The following is a 22,263-nucleotide window of genomic DNA, read 5'->3' on the forward strand; positions in this document are numbered from 1 at the left end:
TCAGAAATCGACAGTCGCCGACAGTAATAAAGTGCGCGGTGAGCCCTGGGAGAACGCGCCGTAAGAGGCAACGCCCGACCAGTACTCTCGATCGAATACGTTCTGCACCGTGGCGCGGAACGTGGTCGGCCGCTCATCGATGCGCGTGGTGTAACGCGCACCGACATCGAAGCGCGTCCAGTCATCGAGTTTTTGCGTGTTGGCCTGGTTCACGTACTGGCTGCCGGTGTGGATGGCGCCACCGGTCAGGGTCAGCCCTTCAAGCCACGAGGTGTCCCATTCGGCCCAGAGGTTGGCCTGCACCGACGGCACGCCGACCGGCGTGTTGCCGCGATTTCCGGCCACGGCGGTTTTCGTCAGTTCGGCGTCCAGCAGGGTCACGCCACCGAGCAACCGCGTGCCCGGCGTCACTTCGCCAAACACGTTCAGCTCCAGACCGCGGTTGCGCTGCTCGCCTTGCACCGAAAACACCCCGGCGGCCAGTTCGCCGCTGGGCTTGGTGATCTGGAACAGACTCAGGGTCGAGGTGAAGCTGCCGTAGTCGGCCTTGACCCCGACTTCATGCTGGCGCGAAACGTACGGTGCGAAGATCTCCCCCGCATTGCTCGCGGTGGAGGGCGCGATGTCGCCCTTGCTCAGGCCTTCGATGTAGTTGTAGTAGAGCGCGACGTGATCCCAGGGCTTGATGACCGCGCCAAACAGCGGCGTGGCGCGGCTGTCGTCGTAGGAGGTGGTGACCACGCCGCTGGCGTTGTAATTGTCCGATTTGATGTTCTGCTGGCGCACGCCGAAGGTCACCTGGGCGCGGTCATCGAGGATCGACAGGGTGTCGGCGAGGGCCACGCCGGTCAGTTCGCTCTCGGAGACTTTCGGCGTGGCGGGCTCAGGAATGTAAGGCTCCGGGCGATCCACGGGGTGATAAATGTTCGACAGGATCGGCGCGGCGGAAATGATCCCCCGTGACAGCACATCGCGATAACGGCTGACCTGCACCGCGGTGCGGTGGCTGACCGGCCCGGTGTCGAAGCGCAGCCGCGCCCCCGTGTCGACGGTGTAGCGCTTGACCTCGAATTTGTAATAACCGGGCGTCGAAGACGTGTCGCCTGCCGGGTTGATGATGGTCGGGGTCTGGTCGGACATGCGCGCCACCGCCGATTTGCCGCCGCCGGCATGGGCGAACACCGTCAGCGCCTCGCTGAGGTCGTATTCGCCGCTGAGCAGCGCCGAGGTGTCTTGGGTTTTCGACCAGCCCCAGTCCTGGCTCACGCTGGTCCGGCCGTTGGCGGCGGAGGGAATGTCCACGCCCGGGGCAATCAGAAACGGCCGCGAGGCGGCATCGAAGCGTTCTTTCTGCCGCAACCAGTCGAAGCTGGTGCGCAGGCGCTCGCCTTGATAATCGAGGGCGATCGCGCCGATGTCGACGTGGCGAGACTGCTTGTCGATCGCCGTGTCGCCCAGTTGCGTGCTGCCATTGATGCGCACACCGAAGCGCCGCTCTTCACCGAAACGCCGGCTGACATCAAGGTGCCCGCCGAGCTGCGCATTCATCGCGTAACTGGCGGTGAAACGGCTGAGGTCTTCGTCGAGCGAACGTTTCGGCACCACGTTGATCACACCGCCCACCGCATTGTTGGGGGACATGCCGTAGAGCAGGGCGCCGGGCCCTTTGACCAGTTCGATGCGCTCGGCGTATTCGGTAAATACCCGGTAGTTCGGCGCGACGCCGTAGACGCCATCGAACGCCAGTTCACCGAGGTTGCCTTCGCCCACCGGAAAGCCGCGAATGAAAAACGAGTCGACGATGCCGCCGGTCTGCCCGGTAGAGCGCACCGAGGAATCGCGTTCCAGCACATCACCGACGGTGACGGCCTGTTGATCCTTGATCAGCGCTGAGGTGTAGGTGCTGACACTGAACGGCGCGTCCATCACGTCGGTGTTGCCGAGCAGGCCCAGACGTCCGCCGCTGGCGACCTGGCCGCCGGCATACACCGCTGGCAGCGCATCGCTGCGCCGGTCGGTGCCGATCACCGCGGTTTCATCCAGCGTGACCCGGCGCGCAACCAGCGTGTAACTGCCGTCGCTGCGCCGCACCATGTCCAGACCACTGCCGGCCAACAGGCGATTGACCGCTTCCTGGGTCGAGTAGCGGCCGATCAGCGCCGGGCTGCTCAAGCCGTCGGTCAGCGCGGGCTGGAACGACAGGGCAATGCCGGCGTCCACGGCAAAACTCGACAGGGTCGCACCGAGCGGCCCGGCCGGGATGTCGTAGGCACGCAGGGCGAGCGTGTCCAGTTGCGCAGGCTCGCCGGCGATGGCCAGCGGGCAGGCGACAGCGATCAGGACCAGGCTCAGCAACGCACTGCGAATAGCGGGTTTGAACGGACGATCCGGGCGCAGGAGGCGTGCAGCGGGCATGGATGGATGAGCCTATGAACAGGACGAAAAAATGCATCTCCCTCATAGCCAGTCGAGATCGGAAAAAGTATCAGCACGGCGGCAAATATTTTTCCGCTCAGGCGCGGGAGAGCATGACCCAGTAGCCATTCAAGTGGCCGCTGACCAGAATCGGGTAGGTTTGCGCCAGCATGTTCAAGGTGCGCTGGCTGTCGCTGATCGGGTACGCCCCGGAAATGCGCAAGTCGGCAATCGCCGGATCGAGGCGGATGAAACCGCGACGATAGCGCGTCAGTTCCGCGACGAAATCGGCAAGGCGCATCTTGTCGGCCATCAGCATGCCCTGGCTCCAGGCACCGGCGTATCGGTCGGTCGCACTGACCGCGCCAAAGCTCGAAGAGGAGAAGTCGGTGCGCTGCCCGGCGTTGACAATCAGTGGCGTGTGTTGGCGATTGTCCGCGAGTTCAACTTTCACCGCGCCTTCCAGGACCGCGAGGTGCGTCTGCGGAGGCAGCGCGCGCACGGTAAACCGCGTGCCCAGCGCCTGCATCCGGCCCTGCCGGGTCGTGACCACGAAGGGCCGCGCCATCGGTGAGATATCCGCTGCGGTCTGCACCAGTATTTCGCCTTCGCGCAGGTGGATGAGGCGCTGACTGGCGTCGAACAGCACGTCGATGGCGGAATCAGTGTTGAGGATGATTTTTGAGCCGTCGGCGAGGGTCAGTTCGCGTTGCTGGCCGACGGCCGTACGGTAATCGGCTGACCATTGCTGGGTTTGCGAAAGCTTCCAGCCACCCCAGCCGGCCGGGACCAGCGCCAGCAGCATCGCCAGTTTGCCAATCGCCGCACGGCGTTCCGGGCTGCTGGGCCGGTCGAGGGCCGACATGGCCAGTGACGGCGGCAAGCCGCCGAGTTTGCCCTGCAACAACTGCGCACGCGCCCAGGCACGTGTGCGCTCGGGGCTGCTGGCTTTCCACAATTCCCATTCGCCGCGTTCGCTGTCGCTCAGCTCGCGCTCGCTCATGCGCATCAGCCAGTCAGCGGCTTCTTCCAATGCCTGAGGAGCGGGTTGCGCTTCATTGCGCCGGGCGAGCATTCACTCCACCAGCAACAGGCATTGCACGAAGGCTTGCTTCATGTAGCGCTTGACCGTGATCAACGACACGCCCAATTGCTCGGCAATGTCGTCGTATTTCAAACCACTGATCTGCGACAGCAGAAACGCCCGTTTGACCAGCGGTGGCAGGGCGTCGAGCATCGCGTCGATTTCGTGCAGGGTTTCCAGCACCATGAAGCGCAGTTCCGGCGAGGGCACCTCGGGCGCGGGCAAATGTGCGAGCGCCTCCAGATAGGCGCGTTCGAGCGCCTTGCGCTGATACCAGTTGACCAGAATGCCCTTGGCCACGCAGCTCAGGTAAGCGCGCGGCTGCTCGATCACCGTGACCTGCGAGGCGAGGATGCGGGTGAAGGTGTCCTGCGCCAGATCCGCCGCATCCATGGCGTTACCCAGTTTTTTTCTCAGCGTCGCGTACAGCCAGCCGTGATGGCCGCTGTACAGGGCTTCGATCGCGCGCAGATGCTTGTCGTTATTCGCGGGAAGGGTTTCGCTCATGGCTGCAGATTTTCATGCAATTGAGAAGTATTCCCAATGCTAGTTTACAAAGCCTGTGCGATGCAAGCGCCGATTGGCCTGCCGTTTCAAAGGCGCGGCAAAGCCTGTAAAGCGGCAATCATCGCTTCGATTTCCGCTTCGGTGTTGTAGGCGTGCAGCGAGGCGCGGCTGACTTCCAGCAAGTCCCTGTGCTGCATATCCAGCAGGGTCGAGCGAAAGGTTGAAGTGCTGACGTTGATGCGCTTGTCCTGCCCGGCCAGCCACTGTTGCACCTGCGCGGCGCTGTGCTGGCGATGACTGAAGGTGACGATACCGGACCTGTTCATAGGCGGATCCTGCAGCGTGAAGCCGGGGATTTGCCTCAAGTGCTGGCGCAGATGATCGGCCAGTTGCTGGATCCGCAGCCACATCGGCTCGATGCCTTGCGCCGATGCGTACTCCACCGCCGCACCAAGGCCGAGTTTTGCCGCGACGTTGCATTCCCAGTTTTCGAACCGCCGGGCATCGGCGCGGACCGTGTAGCTGTCGGCGCTTTGCAACGACGCCGCGTGCAAATCGAGAAACACCGGTTCAAGCTTCTGGCACAGCGCTTTTTCGATGTACAAGAAGCCCATCCCCCTGGGTCCGCGCAAGTATTTGCGGCTGGTGGCGGTGAGCATGTGGCAACCGATCTTCTGCACATCCAGCGGCATCTGCCCGGCGCCCTGGCAGGCATCGAGCAGATACAGCACGCCGGCCGCCCGGGCGAGGGCGCCGATCTGTTCGATCGGCTGCACCGGCCCGCCGTTGGTGGCGATGACCGGCAGCGAGATCAGCGCCACGCGCTCGTCCTCGAGCATCTTTTGCAATGCCGACAACGAGACCTGCCCGTGTTCATCGTTGGCAATGATGCGAATCTCGATACCGCGCTGCTGTTTCAGTTGCAGATACGGAATGTAGTTGCCGGCGTATTCGGTGGCCGACGTCAGCAGCACATCGCCGGGTTGCAATGGCAGGGAATAGAAGGCCATGTCCCAGGCACGGGTGGCGTTCTCGATCACCGCGATTTCATCCGGTGTGGCGTTGAGCAAGCGACCGATCGAGCCGTAAACCTGCTCGATTTCGGCCGCTTGCTGCCCGGCGGCTTCATAGCCGCCAAGGCTGGCTTCGAGCTGGATATGCCGGGTCACGGCCTCGATCACCGGCGTCGGCATCAGCGCCGCGCCGGCATTGTTGAAATGGATCAGTTGCGCGACGGCGGGAGTGTCGGCGCGCAGTTGTTCAATGTTCAAGACGTCACTCCTTGATCAGTCCGCGGGCGGCGCGGCGCTCGGTTGCATCGCCGCAGGCCAGTAACGCAGGGCGACAATCGGGATCAGCGCGACCCCATAGGCCAGGCACACGAACAGGTAGGTGTACTGCAAACCGTAGACCTGACTGAGCAGGCCGCCAGCCGATATCCCGGCAATCGAGGCGAATTGCGCGGTGCCCTGCGCGATGCCCAGCACATGCCCCTGTTGCGAACTGTCGGCGGTTTTCGAGATCAGCGCCATCAGCACCGGGGTGGTCGCGCCCAGCAACACGCCCCAGATGAAATAGGCCACAACGAAAACCAACGGATTACGCGTGACGCCTGCGACGGCGGTCAGCGCGATGCAGCCGATCACCACGTAGGTCATGCGCTGCAAAGTGTCCTGCTGACCACGGTGTTCGAAATATCGCGACCACGCCGTCGCCGACAGAATGAAGCCCAGCGCCAGCAAGCCGTAACACAGGCCGACCACCGAATTGCTCACCTCGAACACCGAGCTGACGTACAGCGAAAACGACGTCTGCGGGAGCATGCGCGCCAGCAGCAGAATGCCCATCACGCCGAGCAGCGAGAGCAACGGCGAGCCTTGCCAGAGACTGGCGCGGCGTGCAGGCGTGGCGGTTTCGCTGACCACGGCTTTCTTCACCGGCGGCACGTCCGGCAGCGTCACCGCGGCGATCACCGTACACACCGCACACAGTGCCGAGGCGATGATGTTGATCCAGAAGAATGTCGCGTAATCGAGGATCAGCCCGCCGACCACGGCACCGAGCAGCGAGCCGACGTTGGTCGAGATCTGCAGGATCGCGAACAGCCGCGCCCGTCGCGACGGCGCTTCGATACTCACGCCATACGCCTGCGCCGGGGCGATGTAACCGGCGAAAGCACCTTGCAGAAAACGCAGAATCAGAATCGCCCAGATATCGCTGAACAGGGCCAGCCCCAACTGGGTCAATGACAACCCGGCGAGCGCACGGATCATCATCAGTTTGTGACCGTAGCGGTCACCGATGCGGCCCCAGAACGCACTGGTCAGAATAATGCCCAGCATCGGCCCGACATACACGGCGATGCTGGCGAAGCTGAAAACCGTCTCGGAGTCGGTCAGCCCACGCAGGTGGACAGGCCAGAACGGCCCGCTCATTTCCATCGCGCCCATCGACACCAGCTGGATCGCGAACAGAAGATAAATCAGGATTCGTACACGTGAACCCTGGATGGCACCTGCATGGGACATGAGTCGGCCTCGGTTAAACGCTGGCGAGCGGGTTGCTCAGGGTGTGTTGCAAACGATAGTTGCTGTACTGCATCAGGTGCATGCGCAGCAACGAACGCGTCGGCCAGGGCTCTTCGACGAACGCGCGGTGCTCGGTTTCCCAGATTTGCGGCGCGACGCGCTCGCGCACTGCGTCGAAGGCGAGGTCGGTTTCTTCGCGCAGAATGTGCCAGAGGCGCGTGTCGTTCAAGCCATACTCCTTGGTCAGCCACAGGGCCAGTTCATGCAGGTGCGTGAGGAACGCCGCGTCCAGGACAAACATGCGCACCGGCTCGATGTCACCGCTGAACACCGTTGGCAGGATACCCGGCTGGACATGCGGTTGCAGGCTGTAGCCGCGACCTTCGAGCAGCGGCGCATAGGTGCGGCCATCGCCAAAATCGCGGATCAGCAGACTACGTGCTTTGCCGTCGGCAGAGAACAGCACCATGGTGTTTTGCTGATGCGCTTCCAGACCGATGCCATACAGCAGATAGATCGCCACCACCGGGTGAGTGACCACTTTCGCGTATTCGCGGTACCAGTTTTCCACCTGAGAGGCAGTTGCGCGTACGCCGTCACGTTCGATCAGGTCGGTGAATAGCGGGCGACCGTTGCCGGGCAAACGGGTGAACAGCGACGCCACGGTAATCGGCAGGCAGGCATCGGCGCGTTCGAACGCGGGTGCACTGGCGCGATAGACCACGGACAGATGTCGGCCGGGGTGATCGTCCTGGGTGACGGCGTTCTTGTAACGCACGCCGATCTCTTCCGGGAAGATTTCCAGGCGTTGGTCGAAGCCGTTTTCGGCTTGCAGAATCTGGCTGATCACCGTGCTGATGCGCGGCCCCATGTGAATCGATTTGGCTTGCAGGCTGCGCAGTTCGCTGGTCATCCACACGGCGATCGGCAGCTTGATCAGCGGCGCGCAAACGTCCAGAACCGGCATCATCGTGCGATAGGACATGGTCGGCAGCGTCACAAGGTCCGGGCCGTCGGTGATCAGGATCCCGGCTTCGATTTCCGCGGCGAACGTCTTCAGCACGTAGGCCTGCAGATGCCAGCCGTGAATCGGCAGTGGCAGCCATTCGCGTTCATCCAGACCCTTGCGGTTGAGCGCCGCTTTCCATTGTTCCCATTGCGCGGGGAAGTTGGCGGCGAACCAGTCGCGGTAGCTGCTCACGTGCGGCATGCTTTCGCTTTGCGCATGTTCGGCGCGCAACGCGGCGATGCGCAGCGGCACTTGCGCGTTGAACTCGGGCGACAGTTGCGCGACTTCCTCATCGCTCAGGCCCGGCCGGGCTTTCCAGGTCGGGTAATACGGATGGCCTTCCAGCGAACCCCATTGGTCGAGCAGGATCGCCGCGTCTTTGGTGCTCGCGTGCTGGCGCAGGTAATCGGTGAAACTGTCCAGCCCTTGATCCTTCGCGGCCTGATGCAGCCGTGCGTTCCACTGCTGGCGGTGCTGACGGGCGTGAGCGTCGTTGGTCAGGCTGTTTTCCATGTCGGCCTTGAGCCCGGCCACGCCTTCGTCCGTCGGCGCGAAATCGAAGCTGTCGCGCAGCACGTCGAGCATGTCCTGATGGCTGGTGATGGTCTGGCGTACGCCTTCGTCGGTGACCAGCACTACCTCACCGTCGTTGACCACGGTGTCGGCCGGGCCTTTGGCAATCTCGGAAAACGCCAGGTGCGCGCGGCCGCCCTTGAGCGGGTAGGTGGCCTGGTTGCCTCCGGCGGAAAAGCTCAGGGCGGCACGGTCGAGAATGTTTTCCGCAAACAGGCAGCGCACCAGACGGCGCATGGCGTTGCGGCGGGAGTAGGCGATCAGTGTCTTGAAGTCATCCATATCAGCGGTCTGCTCGTCGAAAAATGAGTGAAAAGGTCATGCCGCAGCGCTGGCCGTGTGTGGCCATTGGCGCGGGAAATAGTCGAGGGCCGAGTCACGCAGACCGTGCATATAAGCCACGCTCCACTGCAGGACTTCCTCGATGTGGGGCACCTTGATTTCGAAGCGCCGGGCCATCTCCACCAACAGCACCAGGCCATAGGCGACGTCTTCGTTGAAGGCACGGCTTTCGCGTTCGATCACGTAGCCCGCGCGGTTGTCGGCGGCCGGCACCATCGGCGCGAGAATGTCGTTGTAGGCCTGATTGGTGCGCAGGATCGAGAGCATGCTGCTGGTGTCGCGGATCTGCTCGCCGTAGGCCTCGACGATTTCCTGTTTCAGCGATTTCACCGACGACAGGTCAATGCCCAGACGCTGGCTGATCACCGCGCAGAGCGCCTGGCTTTCTTCGTCCATGCGCTCGAGAAAGTACGCGCCCAGCTCCGGGCATTCGGTCCACCAGCACATGCGCTGCGGGAAGATCTTGCGATGCCACTGGCCGTACGGGCCGATCAAGCCGTAGATCACCGAGCTGTGCATGATCGGGTTGCCCGGCGTCAGGGTGATTTCCAGATAGTGCTCAAGCAACGTTACGCAGGGGCCATACAGCCGCGTGAGAATGGCCTGAAGCTGATGTCGCGACGCCTGCGATTCACGGGCGTGGGTTGCCACGTACAGCTGGCTTTTGCCGCCGCCCATTTTGATCGAGCGCCCAGGATTCAGCTCGAACGCAGTGTGCGGCACATCCTTCATGCCCCAGATCACCACATTCGGCCGCTCGGGCAGCGTCACCTCGGCCAGCCAGTCGAACCCGCAGAAGCCCGGAATCGCGCCGACGTACACCGGTTTGCTCGCACTCAGGTGCGGTGCGATGGCTTGCAGGGTTTGCTGGCGCACGTGAGCGGGCACGGTGATGATGACCAGGTCGGCATCTTCCACCGCGCTACGCGCATCCGCCGTGACCCGGTCGAGGCGGGCGCTCAATAACGAGCCATCCGGCAACAGCGCTTGCATCGGCGTCTGCCGCGCGTGCTGTTCGATGACCTCGGGGTTGTGGGTGAGCAGCGACACCTGCACGTCGGCCAGTTGCTTGAACAGAATGGCGTTGAGATGGCCGGTCCTGCCGCCACCACAGATGGCGACTTTCAACAGATTCATCGAGAGGCGTTCCTGTGTGAAGGGTGGGTCATGCGACGCTCAGTTGCAGCGGCGCGGAAACGGATTCCAGCCATTGGGTCTTGCCCAGCCAGATGTCCAGTTGTGCGCTGATGCCCGGATCGAGCAGGTCGCGCTCTTGCAGCCATTGGTCGTCGAATACGGTGTGCAGGTATTTCTCGCCGCCATCGGCAATCGGCACCACGACATTGCCGCGCAGCACACCTTTGTGAATCAGCTCCAGCGCCTTGAAAATCGCCCCGCCAGTCGAACCGCCGACCAGCAAGGCGAAGTTGCGCGCGATGTAGCGTGCGGTTTCGAAGGCTTGCGAGTCGGTGACCTGCACGCCCAGATCGATGCAGCTGTAATCGAGGACCAGGCCAACGGTGTCGCCGGCCGGAGTGCCGGTGCCCGATTGATAGTAGGGATAGCCGGGATGGCCGAACACAATCGAGCCGGCCGGTTCGACGCCGACGGTTACGGTGTCGGGGTTGTGCACTTTCAGGCCGCGCGCAATGCCGGTCATCGACCCCCCTGTACCGACACAACCGACATACGCACCGATCAGGCCTTCAGCCTGAGCCACGGTTTCGCGGACGAAGTCGCTGTAGCCGCCGGCATTCGCGGCATTGTCGGACTGGTTCATGAACACCGCGCCGGGAATTTCCGCCGCGAGTTCGGCAGCCATTCGTTGCCGTTCGACGACTGCGACTTCGTCTTCGCGATAGGCGCCTTTGACGAAGCGAACGTCGGCGCCGAGTGCTTTCATCACCGCGATCTTGTCCTGCGCGGCGTGGTGATCGACCACAGCGATGAAATGCAGACCGAACTCGACCGCCGCCATGGCCAGGCCGATCCCGGTGTTGCCGGACGACGACTCGACCACCACGCCGCCGGGTTTCAGGCGCCCGGACTTGAGCGCCGCCAGCACCATGTTGCGCGCCATGCGATCCTTGATACTGCCGCCGGGGTTGTTCTTTTCAACTTTCAACAACAACCGGGCGCTGGTGTCCGGCACGTCAATAGCCAGCATCGGTGTATTACCGATAAGATCGGAAACTTTATTCAAGATCATTTTGTTAGTCCCTTCAGTAGTCAGGTGTGAACGCGTAATTACCTTCCGTACAACAGGTTGCCGTTAACCGCCGGGGCAGGGGATGGCGATGAAACTGGTTTTCCAGCAAGTCCATCTGATAGCCGGCGGTATTGATGTAAACCAATAAGTCGCCGCTTTCGGGGGGTGTTGCGAAGTTGATCAATCGATAACTGATAACGTCGTCGTCGAGACAACTATGCCCAGCAATATAGGCCTGGCTCGGGGCGGCGGGGCGTGGTTCTGCGCTGATCAACAGCGGATCAACCAGATATTCCGAGGCGAACCAGGTTTCGCAGGCGCTGAAACTACTGCCCTCAACAAAGATGACGGTTTTGTTGTCGGCAAGCTTTTTTGTCCGGGTAATGCGGAAGACCGAAATCGCCGCCTGGTCCACCAGACTTCGTCCCGGTTCCAGTGCCAGTGTTATTGACTGTTCCCGTAAGTAAGCGGCAATTGACCGTCCCGGCGAATGTTCGGCTTCGAGGAATAATGTCAACCATTGTGGCGCCGTCAGGTCGCTGCCGTAAGGGTAATAATTGGCCGGAACTTTCTGGTTGTAATAGTGGCTGGGGTTATTGTCGTTTTGCAGGAAGCCGGCATAGGTCTGTGGCTCTACATAACGAATCGGTAATCCACCGCCGATATCGATCATCTGCGGATGGAGGCCCATTTCCCGTGCCGCTTCGACGAATCCAGTGAGTTCCCAAAACGCTTGAGCGCGGGATTCGAAGCCGTAGCCGCCGAGGTGAAAATGAAACCCCTCGAAGCGGAAAATTTCAGGGTGTCTGGCCAATCGTTGCAGGCATTCGAGCAGGTCTTCAGCACCCATTCCGAAACGGCTTGTGCCGCTGTTCTTCGGCCGGTAACGCAGCAGAACCCTTGATTTTACTGGGCTTTGTTGCGCTTTCAGTACACTGCGCAGGTGGTCGAATTCCTCCAGCGAGTCCAGGCAAATCAGCGAACCGGCACTGATCAGCGCCTGGTGGAACAGCGCCGTTTTCGCCGGCCCGGTGGCGCAGATCTTCTCGCCGGGAATGGCAGCGCGTAGCGCGTCATGCAGTTCGTGAAGGCTCGACACGTCGACACCGATGCCTGACTTGGCTGCGGCGCCGAGCAGGCTTTGCGACTTGTTGGCCTTGGCGCCATAGAAGATTGCGTGGGCAATCTTGAACCGTTTCAACACATTCATCAGCGCTTGTGCATTGGCTTCAAACGCATGCGGCCAGACCAGATTCAGAGGGGATCCGTGTTGTTCCAGCAAATTGCCCAGTGTATGCGGGAAGTGCTTGATAAACGTGGTAATAACCGGATCGACCAATGGCTGTAACATGAGCGGATAATGGACTTTGTCGCCCTGCTCGTAAGTTGCGGTATTTATTCCAGGCATCGTTAACCTCTGGCGCGGAAAAATAACTTCGCCATAGCAATATCGACAACAAGCCGTTATCGAATCATGAAGTGTCGCTGCTCGTCAGAGACGGGTTTTTATATCGGCAGGTGGCGGATGCCAAATGAAGGCAGTGGTTGGATCCGATATACCCGACGTCATAAATAATTCATCAAGCGCTTGCATAAGAACCCCGATCCATAAGGTTTGCACGAAGGTGCTAACTGGCCATTAGTTCTCGGCCAATACTCTTGGAATACCAAGACTGATGTTTAAGTGACATCAGCTGAGCGGTATTTTTCCAGCTGTCACTGACTTGCTTTGAAACGCCGATAGTTCCTGTTGGCGGCGTGAACAATATTGCGAACAGGAACGATTATCAAGTAAGGTTTTCAAATATTTTTGAATAAAGCCCAGCGCAAGGCGAACCCATGGACGTGTATTAACACGCTCAAGGACTCGTTCGCCCGGAAATTAAAACAACGGTTAATTGCTTGATAGAAAAGGCATTAACGGTTGTCGCGACAAGCCCCGCAACGGCAGGCGAAAAGTCCCGTTCGAGGGCTGCGGGAATCTTCCCAAACCACGACTGGTTCACACCAAGGAGCAACGCCATGCAATCGGATCGACTCAACTGCAAAACCCGGCGCGCGATCAGCTACCTGTTCGTGCCGGGCAACCGTCCCGAGCGCTTTGCCAAAGCGGTCGAAGCAGGGCCGGACGCGATTATTCTCGACCTCGAAGACGCCGTTCACCCGGACAGCAAGGCCGCGGCCCGCGCCGCCATCTGGGCCTGGCAGGAGAGCGCGCCGAGCGTTGCCTGCGAGCGCTACATCCGCTTGAACAGCGTCAGCAGTGCGCTGTTTCGCCAGGACCTGACCTGGCTCAGCGACATGCGCTATCCCGAGCGCTGCAACGGGATCTTCCTGCCCAAGGCCGAATGCCCCGAAGCGTTGGCGGCGGTGGTCGAGCGCCTGCTGGCGTGGCAACCGCAATTGCACGTCATTGCGATCATCGAGACCGCCAAGGGATTGCAACAGGTCGAAGCGATTGCCGCGATTCCCGGCTTGGCGCGACTGGCGTTCGGCTCGCTGGATTTCGCTCTGGACATCGATTGCAGCCAGATTCCCGAGGCGTTTCTGTTCGCCCGCAACCGCATCGTGCTGGCGTCGCGCACGGCCGATCTGCCGGCGCCGATCGATGGCGTGACGCCGGCAATCAGCGATCTGACGGTGGTCGCCAAGGACGCGCACTACGCCCGCTCGCTGGGGTTCGGCGCCAAGCTGTGCATCCACCCCGGCCAACTGGCCACGGTGCAACGCGCCTTCCTGCCGGATTCGCGGCAGTTGGCCTGGGCCGACCGGGTGATGCGCGCCGTGGCCTCCGGCAGCCATGCGGTGCAAGTCGATGGCGAGATGGTCGATCTGCCGTTGATCGAACACGCCCAGCGCCTGCTTGACGTCGCCCGCCAGCACGCGCCGATTGTTCGCGCCGATGCTTGCTGAATCGCGGCGCACAGGAGATCACCATGGCACACGGTTATCAGATTGCGCTGCGGCCGCTTTGCGAGGTGCTGCAGTCCGAGCAGGTCGATCCGGCCAACGTGACGATGCTGTGCGAGTCGATTGTCCGCGCCGGGCATTGGCTCGAGCCGATCATCGTCGAGCGCTCGCGCGGCATCGTGATGGATGGCAATCACCGCTTCACCGCGGCGTTGCAACTGGGCCTGAAGCGGGTGCCGTGCATCCAGCTCGATTACGGCGATCCGCGGGTCTGCGTGCGGCACTGGCAGACCGGGCAGGTGTTCGAGGTGGAGCGGATTTTCCGCACCATCGCCCGTGGCGAGATGTTCCCGTACAAGACCACCCGGCACGCCTTTGACCCGGCGTTGCCGGTGGTGGCGATACCGCTGGAGCGCCTGTACGCCTGACCTGCAGCGAGTGCAAAAAAATAAAACTGACTGCGGGTGATACTTTTTCGCAAATCGACTGGCAATAGGAGTGATTACCATTTTCCCTCGATGAAAAGGATCCTCACGTCATGCCTGTTGTCAGTCGTCCTTGCGGTGAGCGGGTGTTAACACTCGCCGTGCGTACCGCCATGCTGAATTTCGTTCTGGTCGCAGGAAGCGCCAATGCCTGGGCCGCTGGCTCCGGGCAGACCGACGTCGCCGCCCAGACATCGAACGCCGCGTCCACCGCGCCGGCCGATGACAGCAAGGACGCGCTGACCCTCGACACCACCAACATCAACGCTCGTTACAACAGCGCCACGGCGTTGCCGGAAACCCTCGCCGGAGGGCAGGTGGCGCGTGGTGCACGGCTGGGCATGCTGGGCAACAAAGACGTGATGGACACGCCGTTCAGCGTCACCAGTTACACCGCGAAAACCCTTGCCGACCTGCAGACCGTGACCGTCGCCGATGCGCTGGAGCGCGATCCTTCGGTGCGATCGACCGGCCAGACGGGCGGCATCGTCGATTCGTTTTTCATCCGCGGCTTCCCGATTGGCGAAGGCAACCTCGGCGAGCTGGCGTTCGATGGCGTCTACGGCGTGGCGCCGAACTATCGGGTATTTACCGATTACGCCGAACGGGTGGAAGTGCTCAAGGGCCCCGGCGCGCTGATGTACGGTATCTCGCCGAACAGTGGCGTCGGCGGGGTGATCAACATCGTGCCCAAGCGTCCGCTGGACGAAGATCTGACCCGATTCACCGGCAGCTACGCATCCGACTCGCAAGTGGGCGGGCATCTGGATCTGAGCCGGCGCTTCGGTTCGGAGAACCAGTTCGGCGTGCGTTTCAACGGCAATCTGCAAGGCGGCGACACGGCGGTCGATGATCAGCACCGCGACCTCGGCGTCGGCGCCATCGCGTTGGATTATCGCGGCGAGCGTCTGCGCTTGAATCTCGACTACATCAGCCAGAAAGAGAGCTGGGAAGCCGCCTCGCGGCCCTTCACCATCGCACCGGGTGTCGACGTGCCGTCCGCACCGAACGGCCGCACCAACCTGCCGCAGGACTGGGGCTGGTCGGACACCAAGGAACAATCGGCGCTGCTCGGTGGCGAATATGACCTGAGCGACAACGTCACGGTGTTCGCTCACGCCGGCGGTGGCCGATCCGACGTCAAGCGCCTGTCCGATCAGGTGCCGAGAATCCTCAATGACGCCGGCGACACCAGCAATATTCCCGGCTACTACAAATTCAATGTCGACCGCTCGACTGCCGATGTCGGCATGCGCGGCGTATTCGCCACAGGCCCGGTCACGCATACCACGACGATCATGGCCACCCGTTATCAGGATGAGCTGTCACGCGGGATCACCAATGGCACCGCGATCCTGTCGAACATCTATCACCCGGTTGACGTGCCGCAGCAGTACCTCAGCTCGCCGAAGGTTCAGCGGGTGTCCGAGTCGGAGCTGTCCGGTGTGGCGTTGACCGACACCTTGTCGATGCTCGATGACCGCTTCCAGCTGACCCTCGGCGTACGCCGCCAGGACATCGAGTCGCGCAATTACAACGCGGCCGGTGCGGTCAGTTCCAAGTACAGCGACAACGCGACGACGCCGCTGGTTGGTGTGGTGGTCAAGCCGTGGCAGGACGTTTCGCTGTACTACAACTATGTCGAAGGCTTGTCCAAAGGCGACATCGCGCCGGGCACGGCGAGCAACGCGGGCGAGACCTTCGCCCCATACGAATCGAAGCAGCATGAGATCGGCGTCAAGTACGAACACGGCACGTTCATGACCACGCTGGCCTTGTTCCAGATCGAAAAACCCAGCGGCGAAATTGGCGCCGGTAATGTGTTTTCGGTGCAGGCCGAACAACGCAACCGCGGCGTCGAGTTGAGCATGTATGGCGAGGTCGCCAAAGGCACACGCCTGATGGGCGGCGTCACCGTGCTTGACGGTGAGCTGACCGATTCGGCCACGGCAGCCAATCGCGGCAACAAGCCGGTCGGCGTGCCGGACGTGCAGGCCAACCTCTGGGCTGAATGGGATACGCCGTGGCTCGAAGGCTTCACCCTCACCAGCGGCGCTATCTACACCGACCGCCAATACGTCAATCAGGCCAACACGCAGGAACTGGATGCCTGGACCCGCTTCGACGCCGGTGCGCGTTATGCGACGAAAATCGAAGGCCGGCCGACCACGTTCCGCGCCACGGTGCAGAACGTCTTCGATCGCGAGTATTGGTCGGGCGTGGCTTCCTACGGCGCGTTCTCGCCGGGGTATCCGCGCACGCTGCAATTGTCGGCCACCGTCGATTTCTGATGACAGCAGCGGGGCAGTTGTCCGGTCATCCGGCGACTGCCTCTTCTATATAGAGAGCGGTTTGAGCATCTTAGAAAAGGAGCCTTCGTCATGTTGAACCATCCCGGCGTTGCGGCGCTTGTCGTTCGGCCCGTGTCCTCTGCGCTGCCGCGCGAGTTCGATCGCAGTGCCAATCAACATATTCGTCATTTGCTGAGCCACTTCGGACTGCGCAGCAGCCTGATCCGCTTCAAGGTGCTCAATGCGCTGCTGCTTGCCAGCCGTGATGGCTATTCAACGGGAGTCAATGGCGTGCATGCGTGGGTGGCCTCGTCGTCACCGCAGTTGTCGTTCATCAGTGTGCGTGAAGTGCTCAAGCGCCTCTGCCTCGAAGGCTTGATCATCCTGGAACAGGACAAGAACTACCGCTTCACCCGGCAAGCCCGGGCCATCCTGCAGCAACACGACCATTGCTTGTAGGCGCGGGACAAGCTGCGCCTACACCAGCCCGAGATACTTCACGGCAGCCGCCGCCCGCGAAGGCACATCGAGGACGCGTAATAAACAAGACACGTGAATGCGCACCGTGAAGGGCGAAATGTCCAGCTCACGGGCGATTTCCTTGTTGGTCTTGCCTTGCGCGATCAGCCGTAAAACCTCCTGCTGACGAGGGGTGAGCGTGCTGACGGGTTCCAGCGGCAGCAAGCCTGACGGGGCAAACTTGACCAATACCTCGCCGGCGCGGATCGCCAGAATCGCCTGACCGATTTCATCCGGGGCAATGTTCTTGCCAATAAAACCGTCAGCGCCCGCGCTCATGACTTCGCTGATCAGCGCCTGGTCATCGACCATCGACACCACGATCAGCGTGGTGCGCGGCAAGCGTCGGCGCAGCTCGGCGAGCTGGCCGATGCAGGTCAATCCCGGAAAACGCAGGTCGAGTATCAACGTGTCCGGCTCTCTGCCCAGCAGTGCGGTGACAGCGTCGAGGTCGCCGGCCTCGTCAATAGTCGCCTCGGGCAGCAAGCGCTGCACAGTGCGCACCATCGCTTCGCGAAACAGTGGGTGATCGTCGGCTATGATGATCCGGCATGCCATGGCGCGACCCTCCCTGGGTCAAGCGTTAATCAAGGCCGGCACCTTAGCATCGGACGCGAAGGTTGCCTGTAGGCTGCTTCCGAAACTGACGAACGCTGCACAAGGACGTTTACCATGAAATTCGAGAAAAACACCGAACTCGATCAGGCCAATCTGCGCATCATCATCGCGGCCATCGCCGTGGTTTACATGGTCGGGTTGAGCTTTGTGCCCGGCCATCGCGTCGATACCTACCTGCCGGTCATTACCTACATCAGCCTGTTTTTGCTGGCTTCCATTGTGTTTCGTCAGGCCATTGCGCGCTGGCCCGGGCATTATCCGGCGCGGCGGATTTTCGCCATGATCCACGATTACACCGGCACCTGTTTCGGTCTGGTAGTCGGCGGCGAAGCCGCGCTGCCGTTGTACGCGGTGATGGTCTGGGTCAACCTCGGCAATGGCATGCGCTATGGCTCGCGCTATCTGGCGGTCGCCACCGGTCTGGCGTTGCTGGCGCTGCTGGCGGTCTATCGCCTGACGCCGTACTGGCAGGCGCAACCGTTCATGGTGCTGATGCTGATGATCACCAGCACGGTGATTCCGTTTTACGCACACCTGCTGCTCGAGCGTACGCGCAAGGCGTCGGAGGAGGCCGAGGCGGCCAATCTGGAGAAGTCACGCTTTCTCGCCCAGGCCAGTCATGACCTGCGGCAGCCGATCCATTCCATCGGTTTGTTCACCGCGTGTCTGCGCGAGTCACGCCTGGGCGATAGCGAACGCAGGCTGGTCGATAACATCGACCGTTCACTGCTCAACGTTTCGCAGTTGTTCCGTTCGATCCTCGACCTCTACACCTTGGATAACGGCCGGGTCGAAGCAAAAATGCAAACGCTGAACCTCGGTGGATGGCTCGCGGACATCGTCCGCCAACATCAGGAAGCGGCGCGTTGGGCGGGTGTCGAACTGCGTTTGCGTCCCTGTTACCACTGGGTCAGAACCGACCCGGCGCTGCTGGCGACCATGGTGCAGAACGTGCTCTCCAACTGCTTCAAATACGGCGCTCAGCGGCCGGTGCTGATCGGCGTGCGTAAACGCGGGGCAGGGCTGGCTATCGTCATCCATGACTGCGGCAATGGCATTGCCGAAGAGCACCTGCACAAGGTGTTTGAGGAGTTTTATCGGGTGCGGCAGGTACGCGATAAAGACGTCGAGGGTGTCGGGCTGGGCCTGTCGATCATCAAGCGCCTGGGTGAACTGATCGATGTGGACGTCGCTCTGCGCTCGCGGGTAGGGTGCGGCACGGCGGTGACACTTGCCGGTTTGCCAATCGTAGCGGCGCCGCAGTCACGGCTTGTCCGCGGTGAAGCGCGACAGGTGGGTTTGTTGACGGGGCTGAAGGTGTGTCTGGTAGAGGATGATCGCAACGTGTTGCTGGCGACGTCGACGTTGCTCGAGCGCTGGGGCTGTGTCGTGCAAGCCGAATGGTCGGCCGAAAACCTGGTCACCGACTGCGACATCCTTGTCGCCGATTATGACCTCGGCACCCATGCCACGGGCATCGAATGCATCGATGAAGTGCGCAGGCAGCGCGGTTGGGCGGTGCCTGCGATGATCATTACCGGCCACGACGTCGAAAGGATTCAGGCGGCCTTGCACGATCGGCAGATTGCGATTCTGTCGAAACCGGTGCACCCCGCCGAGTTACGCACGACGCTGCGCGCCCTGCGTGATCGACGAGGCGAATCCTGCGAAAACGTACTGACGTAAAGTCCGATCTTCAGGGCTTTACGTCAGTGCAGTGCTAGATGTTCGCCAGCGCCCTGGCCAGGTCGGCACGCAGATCTTCGACGTCTTCGACGCCTACCGACAGCCGTACCAACCCATCGCCGATTCCAAGCTTTGCGCGGGTTTCGGCCGGGATGGTCGCGTGGGTCATGATTGCCGGATGCTCGATCAGGCTCTCCACGCCGCCAAGACTTTCGGCCAGAGCGAAGATCTGCACGTTCTCGAGGAACCGCCGTGCGCCGGCCAGATCGCTGTTGAGGTCCACGGAAATCATCCCGCCGAAACCGCGCATCTGCCGTTTCGCCAGTTCATGCTGCGGGTGTGACGGCAAGCCCGGGTAGTAGACGCGTTTGACCTGCGGCTGTTGCTCGAGCCACTGCGCCAGATCCAGCGCATTGCTGCAGTGCCGCTCCATGCGCAGCGCCAGGGTTTTCACCCCGCGCAACGTCAGGAAGGCATCGAACGGCCCGGAGATCGCCCCGACCGCGTTTTGCAGGAAGCCGAGTTTCTCCGCCAGTTCGGCGTTCTGCCCGACCACCGCGATACCGCCGATCACATCGGAGTGACCGTTGAGATACTTGGTGGTCGAGTGCAGCACGATGTCGAAGCCCAATTCCAGCGGGCGCTGAATGTAAGGGCTGGCAAACGTATTGTCGGCCACGCAGATGATCCCGCGGGCGCGGCAGATGCGGGCGATCGCGGCCAGATCCGACAGGCTCAACAGCGGGTTGGTCGGTGTCTCGACCATGACCATGCGCGTGTCATCCTGCAACGACGCTTCGAACGCCGACAGATCGGCCAGATCGACAAAACTGAAACGGTGCCCGGCGCTGCGCTGGCGGACCTTGTCGAACAGGCGGAACGTGCCGCCGTACAAGTCATTGCCGGAGACGATGTGCGAACCGGCATCGAGCAATTCCAGCACCGTGGAAATCGCCGCCAGCCCCGAAGCGAAAGCGAACGCGCGGGTGCCACCTTCAAGGTCCGCCACACAGCGTTCGAGGGCGAAGCGCGTCGGGTTGTGCGAGCGCCCGTAGTCGAAACCCTTGTGCACGCCGGGGCTGTCTTGCAGGTAGGTGGAGTTGGCGTAGATCGGCGGCATCAGCGCGCCGGTGGTCGGGTCCGGTTGTTGTCCGGCGTGGATCACCCGGGTCGCGAAGCCTTGGGATTTATCGTCGTGCTGACTCATGCAAGGGATCTCCGTAATTGGTTGAGCATGTCGGTGCGGGTGATCAAGCCATGGAAGCCCGATGCATCGGCGATGATGGCGACAAGGCCACGGCTGAGCACCGCTTCCAGCTCGGCCAGCGTCGCGCCAGGGGCGAGGGTTTGCAGTTTGTCGGTCATCACGCTGGACACCGATTGGCTGAAGCGCGCGGCGTCTTCGTGCACCGCCATGAGGATGTCCGATTCATCGATCACACCCACCAGTTGCTTGCCTTCGACCAGCACCGGCAGTTGGGAAACATCGGCGAGACGCATGCGCTGAAACGCGGTCAGCAGGGTGTCGTCGGGGCCGACACTGATTACCCGGCCGTCCTCGAAACGCCGAGCGATCAGGTCGCGCAAATCGCCGTAGCCTTTGCGTTGCAGCAGGCCCTGATCGGTCATCCACTGGTCGTTGTAGACCTTCGACAAGTAACGCGTGCCGGTGTCACAGACGAAACTGACCACGCGTTTCGGCTCGGTCTGCTCGCGGCAATAACGCAGCGCAGCGGCGAGCAGGGTGCCGGTCGACGAGCCGCCGAGAATGCCTTCAGCCTTGAGCAACTGGCGCGCGTGATCGAAGCTTTCGGCATCGCTGATCGAGTAGGCGTGACGCACGCTGGAAAGGTCAGTGATCGACGGGATGAAATCCTCACCGATTCCTTCAACCGCCCATGAACCGGGCGTTGGTAGCGTGCCGTCGCGGCTGTATTGCGCCATCACCGAACCGACCGGATCGGCCAGCACCATCTCCAGATCCGGTTGCACCCGTTTGAAGAAACGGCTCAGACCGGTCAGCGTACCGGCCGAACCGACACCCACCACAATCGCATCCAGATCATGTTCGGTCTGCGCCCAGATTTCCGGTGCGGTGCTGCATTCGTGGGCCAGCGGGTTGGCCGGGTTGTTGAACTGATCGGCGAAAAACGCGCCGGGAATGTCTTTCGCCAAACGCGCGGCGACGTCCTGGTAATACTCGGGATGGCCCTTGCCGACATCGGAGCGGGTGATGTGCACTTCGGCGCCCATGGCCTTCAAATGCAGGACTTTCTCGGTGGACATTTTGTCCGGTACCACCAGCACCACCCGGTAGCCCTTCGCGCGGCCGACCAGTGCCAGGCCGAGGCCGGTGTTGCCGGCTGTCGCCTCAACGATGGTGCCGCCCGCTTGCAAACGGCCGTCGCGTTCAGCGGCATCGATCATCGCCAGACCGATGCGATCCTTGATCGAACCGCCGGGGTTCTGTGATTCAAGTTTGAGAAACAGCGTGCACGGCCCGGTATCAAAACGGGTGACCTGAACCAGCGGAGTATTGCCTATCAGCCCAAGCACGGCAGGGCGTGATTCCTTTGACATTTCTTCACCTCATGATGGTGTTGATCGCGTTCCAGTCGCGAAGAAAGACTCGCGTGCAACATAGGCTCAGCGATGATCCGTCGCAACCTTTAGTCCTGCGTTGATGCAGCCAGTTTGATCTAACGATAGAACGAAATTAGCGCCGTGGCGGACGGGTTTGAACGGGTTTACACAGACGCGTCATTGAGTTTCGGAAGGGCGGCATAGAAGCGTGAATTGCTTGAACATCAAGGAGATTTTCTACAGCGTTTTGTGGGCGGAGACTGCCCAAATCGCCAGCAGGCTGGCTCCCACCGGTTTCGCGGTGCAGGCAAGGCTTGGAGCAACACGCAGATCCACTGTGGGAGCCAGCCTGCTGGCGAAGGCTATCCGTCAGTCGCCGAAGTGCTGAATGACCCACCGCTATCGCGAGCAGGCTCACTCCTACCAATGGATTGGGTTCATTCCCAAAGACGTGTCGGCTGCCAGGCCGTCATCGCTTGCAGGCAAGCTCCCACACTTGATTGC

Annotated in this window: 17 protein-coding genes; 5 read left to right on the forward strand and 12 right to left on the reverse strand. The window is 61.6% G+C overall.

Annotated features, from left to right (window positions below; all coding sequences use genetic code 11):
• The 9 genes from J3P75_RS11415 to J3P75_RS11455 all read right to left on the reverse strand — a co-directional run bounded on the left by J3P75_RS11415 (position 1) and on the right by J3P75_RS11455 (position 12,075).
• A complete protein-coding gene (locus J3P75_RS11415; protein WP_434710490.1) occupies positions 1-2,415 on the reverse strand; it encodes a TonB-dependent siderophore receptor in 2,415 nt (804 codons plus the stop codon).
• Positions 2,416-2,512: 97 nt separating this feature from the next.
• Entirely contained in the window at positions 2,513-3,490 is a 978-nt protein-coding gene (locus J3P75_RS11420) for a FecR domain-containing protein (protein ID WP_434710492.1), read from the reverse strand.
• Entirely contained in the window at positions 3,491-4,006 is a 516-nt protein-coding gene (locus tag J3P75_RS11425; protein ID WP_434710494.1) for a sigma-70 family RNA polymerase sigma factor, read from the reverse strand.
• Positions 4,007-4,092: 86 nt separating this feature from the next.
• On the reverse strand, positions 4,093-5,277 hold the full coding sequence (locus tag J3P75_RS11430) for an aminotransferase class V-fold PLP-dependent enzyme (RefSeq protein WP_434710496.1): 1,185 nt from the start codon (positions 5,275-5,277) through the stop codon (positions 4,093-4,095).
• Positions 5,278-5,292: 15 nt separating this feature from the next.
• Positions 5,293-6,534 carry an MFS transporter gene (locus tag J3P75_RS11435; protein WP_208937760.1) on the reverse strand — a complete coding sequence of 414 codons (1,242 nt, stop codon included), beginning with the start codon at positions 6,532-6,534 and terminating at the stop codon, positions 5,293-5,295.
• A 13-nt stretch (positions 6,535-6,547) separates the two neighbouring features.
• Positions 6,548-8,398, reverse strand: a complete 1,851-nt coding sequence (locus J3P75_RS11440; RefSeq protein WP_434710498.1) for an IucA/IucC family protein — start codon at positions 8,396-8,398, stop codon at positions 6,548-6,550.
• Positions 8,399-8,434: 36 nt separating this feature from the next.
• Positions 8,435-9,595, reverse strand: a complete 1,161-nt coding sequence (locus J3P75_RS11445) for an NAD/NADP octopine/nopaline dehydrogenase family protein (RefSeq protein WP_434710500.1) — start codon at positions 9,593-9,595, stop codon at positions 8,435-8,437.
• A gap of 28 nt (positions 9,596-9,623) precedes the next feature.
• Entirely contained in the window at positions 9,624-10,667 is a 1,044-nt protein-coding gene (locus J3P75_RS11450) for a PLP-dependent cysteine synthase family protein (RefSeq protein ID WP_434710502.1), read from the reverse strand.
• A 13-nt stretch (positions 10,668-10,680) separates the two neighbouring features.
• The gene (locus J3P75_RS11455) at positions 10,681-12,075 is read right to left on the reverse strand and encodes a Y4yA family PLP-dependent enzyme (RefSeq protein WP_434710503.1); all 1,395 of its coding nucleotides are present in this window, start codon (positions 12,073-12,075) and stop codon (positions 10,681-10,683) included.
• Between the two features lie 614 nt (positions 12,076-12,689).
• On the opposite strand from J3P75_RS11455, the gene J3P75_RS11460 reads away from it, so the two are divergent.
• The 4 genes from J3P75_RS11460 (at position 12,690) to J3P75_RS11475 (ending at position 16,812) form a co-directional block, all read left to right on the forward strand.
• Positions 12,690-13,580, forward strand: a complete 891-nt coding sequence (locus J3P75_RS11460; RefSeq protein ID WP_434710505.1) for an HpcH/HpaI aldolase/citrate lyase family protein — start codon at positions 12,690-12,692, stop codon at positions 13,578-13,580.
• A gap of 23 nt (positions 13,581-13,603) precedes the next feature.
• A complete protein-coding gene (locus J3P75_RS11465) occupies positions 13,604-14,005 on the forward strand; it encodes a ParB N-terminal domain-containing protein (protein WP_203418465.1) in 402 nt (133 codons plus the stop codon).
• 110 nt (positions 14,006-14,115) lie between these two features.
• Positions 14,116-16,353: a TonB-dependent receptor gene (locus J3P75_RS11470; RefSeq protein WP_434710507.1), complete on the forward strand. Its 2,238-nt coding sequence runs from the start codon at positions 14,116-14,118 to the stop codon at positions 16,351-16,353.
• Between the two features lie 90 nt (positions 16,354-16,443).
• Positions 16,444-16,812, forward strand: a complete 369-nt coding sequence (locus J3P75_RS11475; RefSeq protein WP_434710508.1) for a fe2+ zn2+ uptake regulation protein — start codon at positions 16,444-16,446, stop codon at positions 16,810-16,812.
• A gap of 18 nt (positions 16,813-16,830) precedes the next feature.
• Here J3P75_RS11475 and J3P75_RS11480 read toward each other — a convergent pair whose 3' ends face one another.
• Positions 16,831-17,430 (reverse strand): LuxR C-terminal-related transcriptional regulator, encoded by a 600-nt coding sequence (locus J3P75_RS11480; protein ID WP_434710510.1) that lies wholly within the window; start codon positions 17,428-17,430, stop codon positions 16,831-16,833.
• 114 nt (positions 17,431-17,544) lie between these two features.
• Between J3P75_RS11480 and J3P75_RS11485 the strand changes: the two genes are divergently transcribed.
• Positions 17,545-19,176, forward strand: coding sequence for an ATP-binding response regulator (locus tag J3P75_RS11485; RefSeq protein WP_434710512.1), 1,632 nt, complete (start codon positions 17,545-17,547; stop codon positions 19,174-19,176).
• A 34-nt stretch (positions 19,177-19,210) separates the two neighbouring features.
• Here J3P75_RS11485 and J3P75_RS11490 read toward each other — a convergent pair whose 3' ends face one another.
• A complete protein-coding gene (locus J3P75_RS11490; RefSeq protein ID WP_434710514.1) occupies positions 19,211-20,383 on the reverse strand; it encodes a cystathionine gamma-synthase in 1,173 nt (390 codons plus the stop codon).
• Positions 20,380-21,756, reverse strand: a complete 1,377-nt coding sequence (locus J3P75_RS11495) for a pyridoxal-phosphate dependent enzyme (protein ID WP_434710515.1) — start codon at positions 21,754-21,756, stop codon at positions 20,380-20,382. The genes J3P75_RS11490 and J3P75_RS11495 overlap by 4 nt, the downstream gene beginning before the upstream one ends.
• Positions 21,757-22,263: the final 507 nt, after the last annotated feature.

The sequence above is a fragment of the Pseudomonas sp. R1-1 genome, assembly GCF_051132135.1.
GTDB lineage: Bacteria > Pseudomonadota > Gammaproteobacteria > Pseudomonadales > Pseudomonadaceae > Aquipseudomonas.

Bases quoted from the DNA above. Each gene is read 5' to 3' on its own strand.
- J3P75_RS11415 (WP_434710490.1), bottom strand. From the start codon at position 2,415: ATGCCCGCTGCACGCCTCCTGCGCCCGGATCGTCCGTTCAAACCCGCT.
- J3P75_RS11420 (WP_434710492.1), bottom strand. From the start codon at position 3,490: ATGCTCGCCCGGCGCAATGAAGCGCAACCCGCTCCTCAGGCATTGGAA.
- J3P75_RS11425 (WP_434710494.1), bottom strand. From the start codon at position 4,006: ATGAGCGAAACCCTTCCCGCGAATAACGACAAGCATCTGCGCGCGATC.
- J3P75_RS11435 (WP_208937760.1), bottom strand. From the start codon at position 6,534: ATGTCCCATGCAGGTGCCATCCAGGGTTCACGTGTACGAATCCTGATT.
- J3P75_RS11440 (WP_434710498.1), bottom strand. From the start codon at position 8,398: ATGGATGACTTCAAGACACTGATCGCCTACTCCCGCCGCAACGCCATG.
- J3P75_RS11445 (WP_434710500.1), bottom strand. From the start codon at position 9,595: ATGAATCTGTTGAAAGTCGCCATCTGTGGTGGCGGCAGGACCGGCCAT.
- J3P75_RS11450 (WP_434710502.1), bottom strand. From the start codon at position 10,667: ATGATCTTGAATAAAGTTTCCGATCTTATCGGTAATACACCGATGCTG.
- J3P75_RS11455 (WP_434710503.1), bottom strand. From the start codon at position 12,075: ATGCCTGGAATAAATACCGCAACTTACGAGCAGGGCGACAAAGTCCAT.
- J3P75_RS11460 (WP_434710505.1), top strand. From the start codon at position 12,690: ATGCAATCGGATCGACTCAACTGCAAAACCCGGCGCGCGATCAGCTAC.
- J3P75_RS11465 (WP_203418465.1), top strand. From the start codon at position 13,604: ATGGCACACGGTTATCAGATTGCGCTGCGGCCGCTTTGCGAGGTGCTG.
- J3P75_RS11470 (WP_434710507.1), top strand. From the start codon at position 14,116: ATGCCTGTTGTCAGTCGTCCTTGCGGTGAGCGGGTGTTAACACTCGCC.
- J3P75_RS11475 (WP_434710508.1), top strand. From the start codon at position 16,444: ATGTTGAACCATCCCGGCGTTGCGGCGCTTGTCGTTCGGCCCGTGTCC.
- J3P75_RS11480 (WP_434710510.1), bottom strand. From the start codon at position 17,430: ATGGCATGCCGGATCATCATAGCCGACGATCACCCACTGTTTCGCGAA.
- J3P75_RS11485 (WP_434710512.1), top strand. From the start codon at position 17,545: ATGAAATTCGAGAAAAACACCGAACTCGATCAGGCCAATCTGCGCATC.
- J3P75_RS11490 (WP_434710514.1), bottom strand. From the start codon at position 20,383: ATGAGTCAGCACGACGATAAATCCCAAGGCTTCGCGACCCGGGTGATC.
- J3P75_RS11495 (WP_434710515.1), bottom strand. From the start codon at position 21,756: ATGTCAAAGGAATCACGCCCTGCCGTGCTTGGGCTGATAGGCAATACT.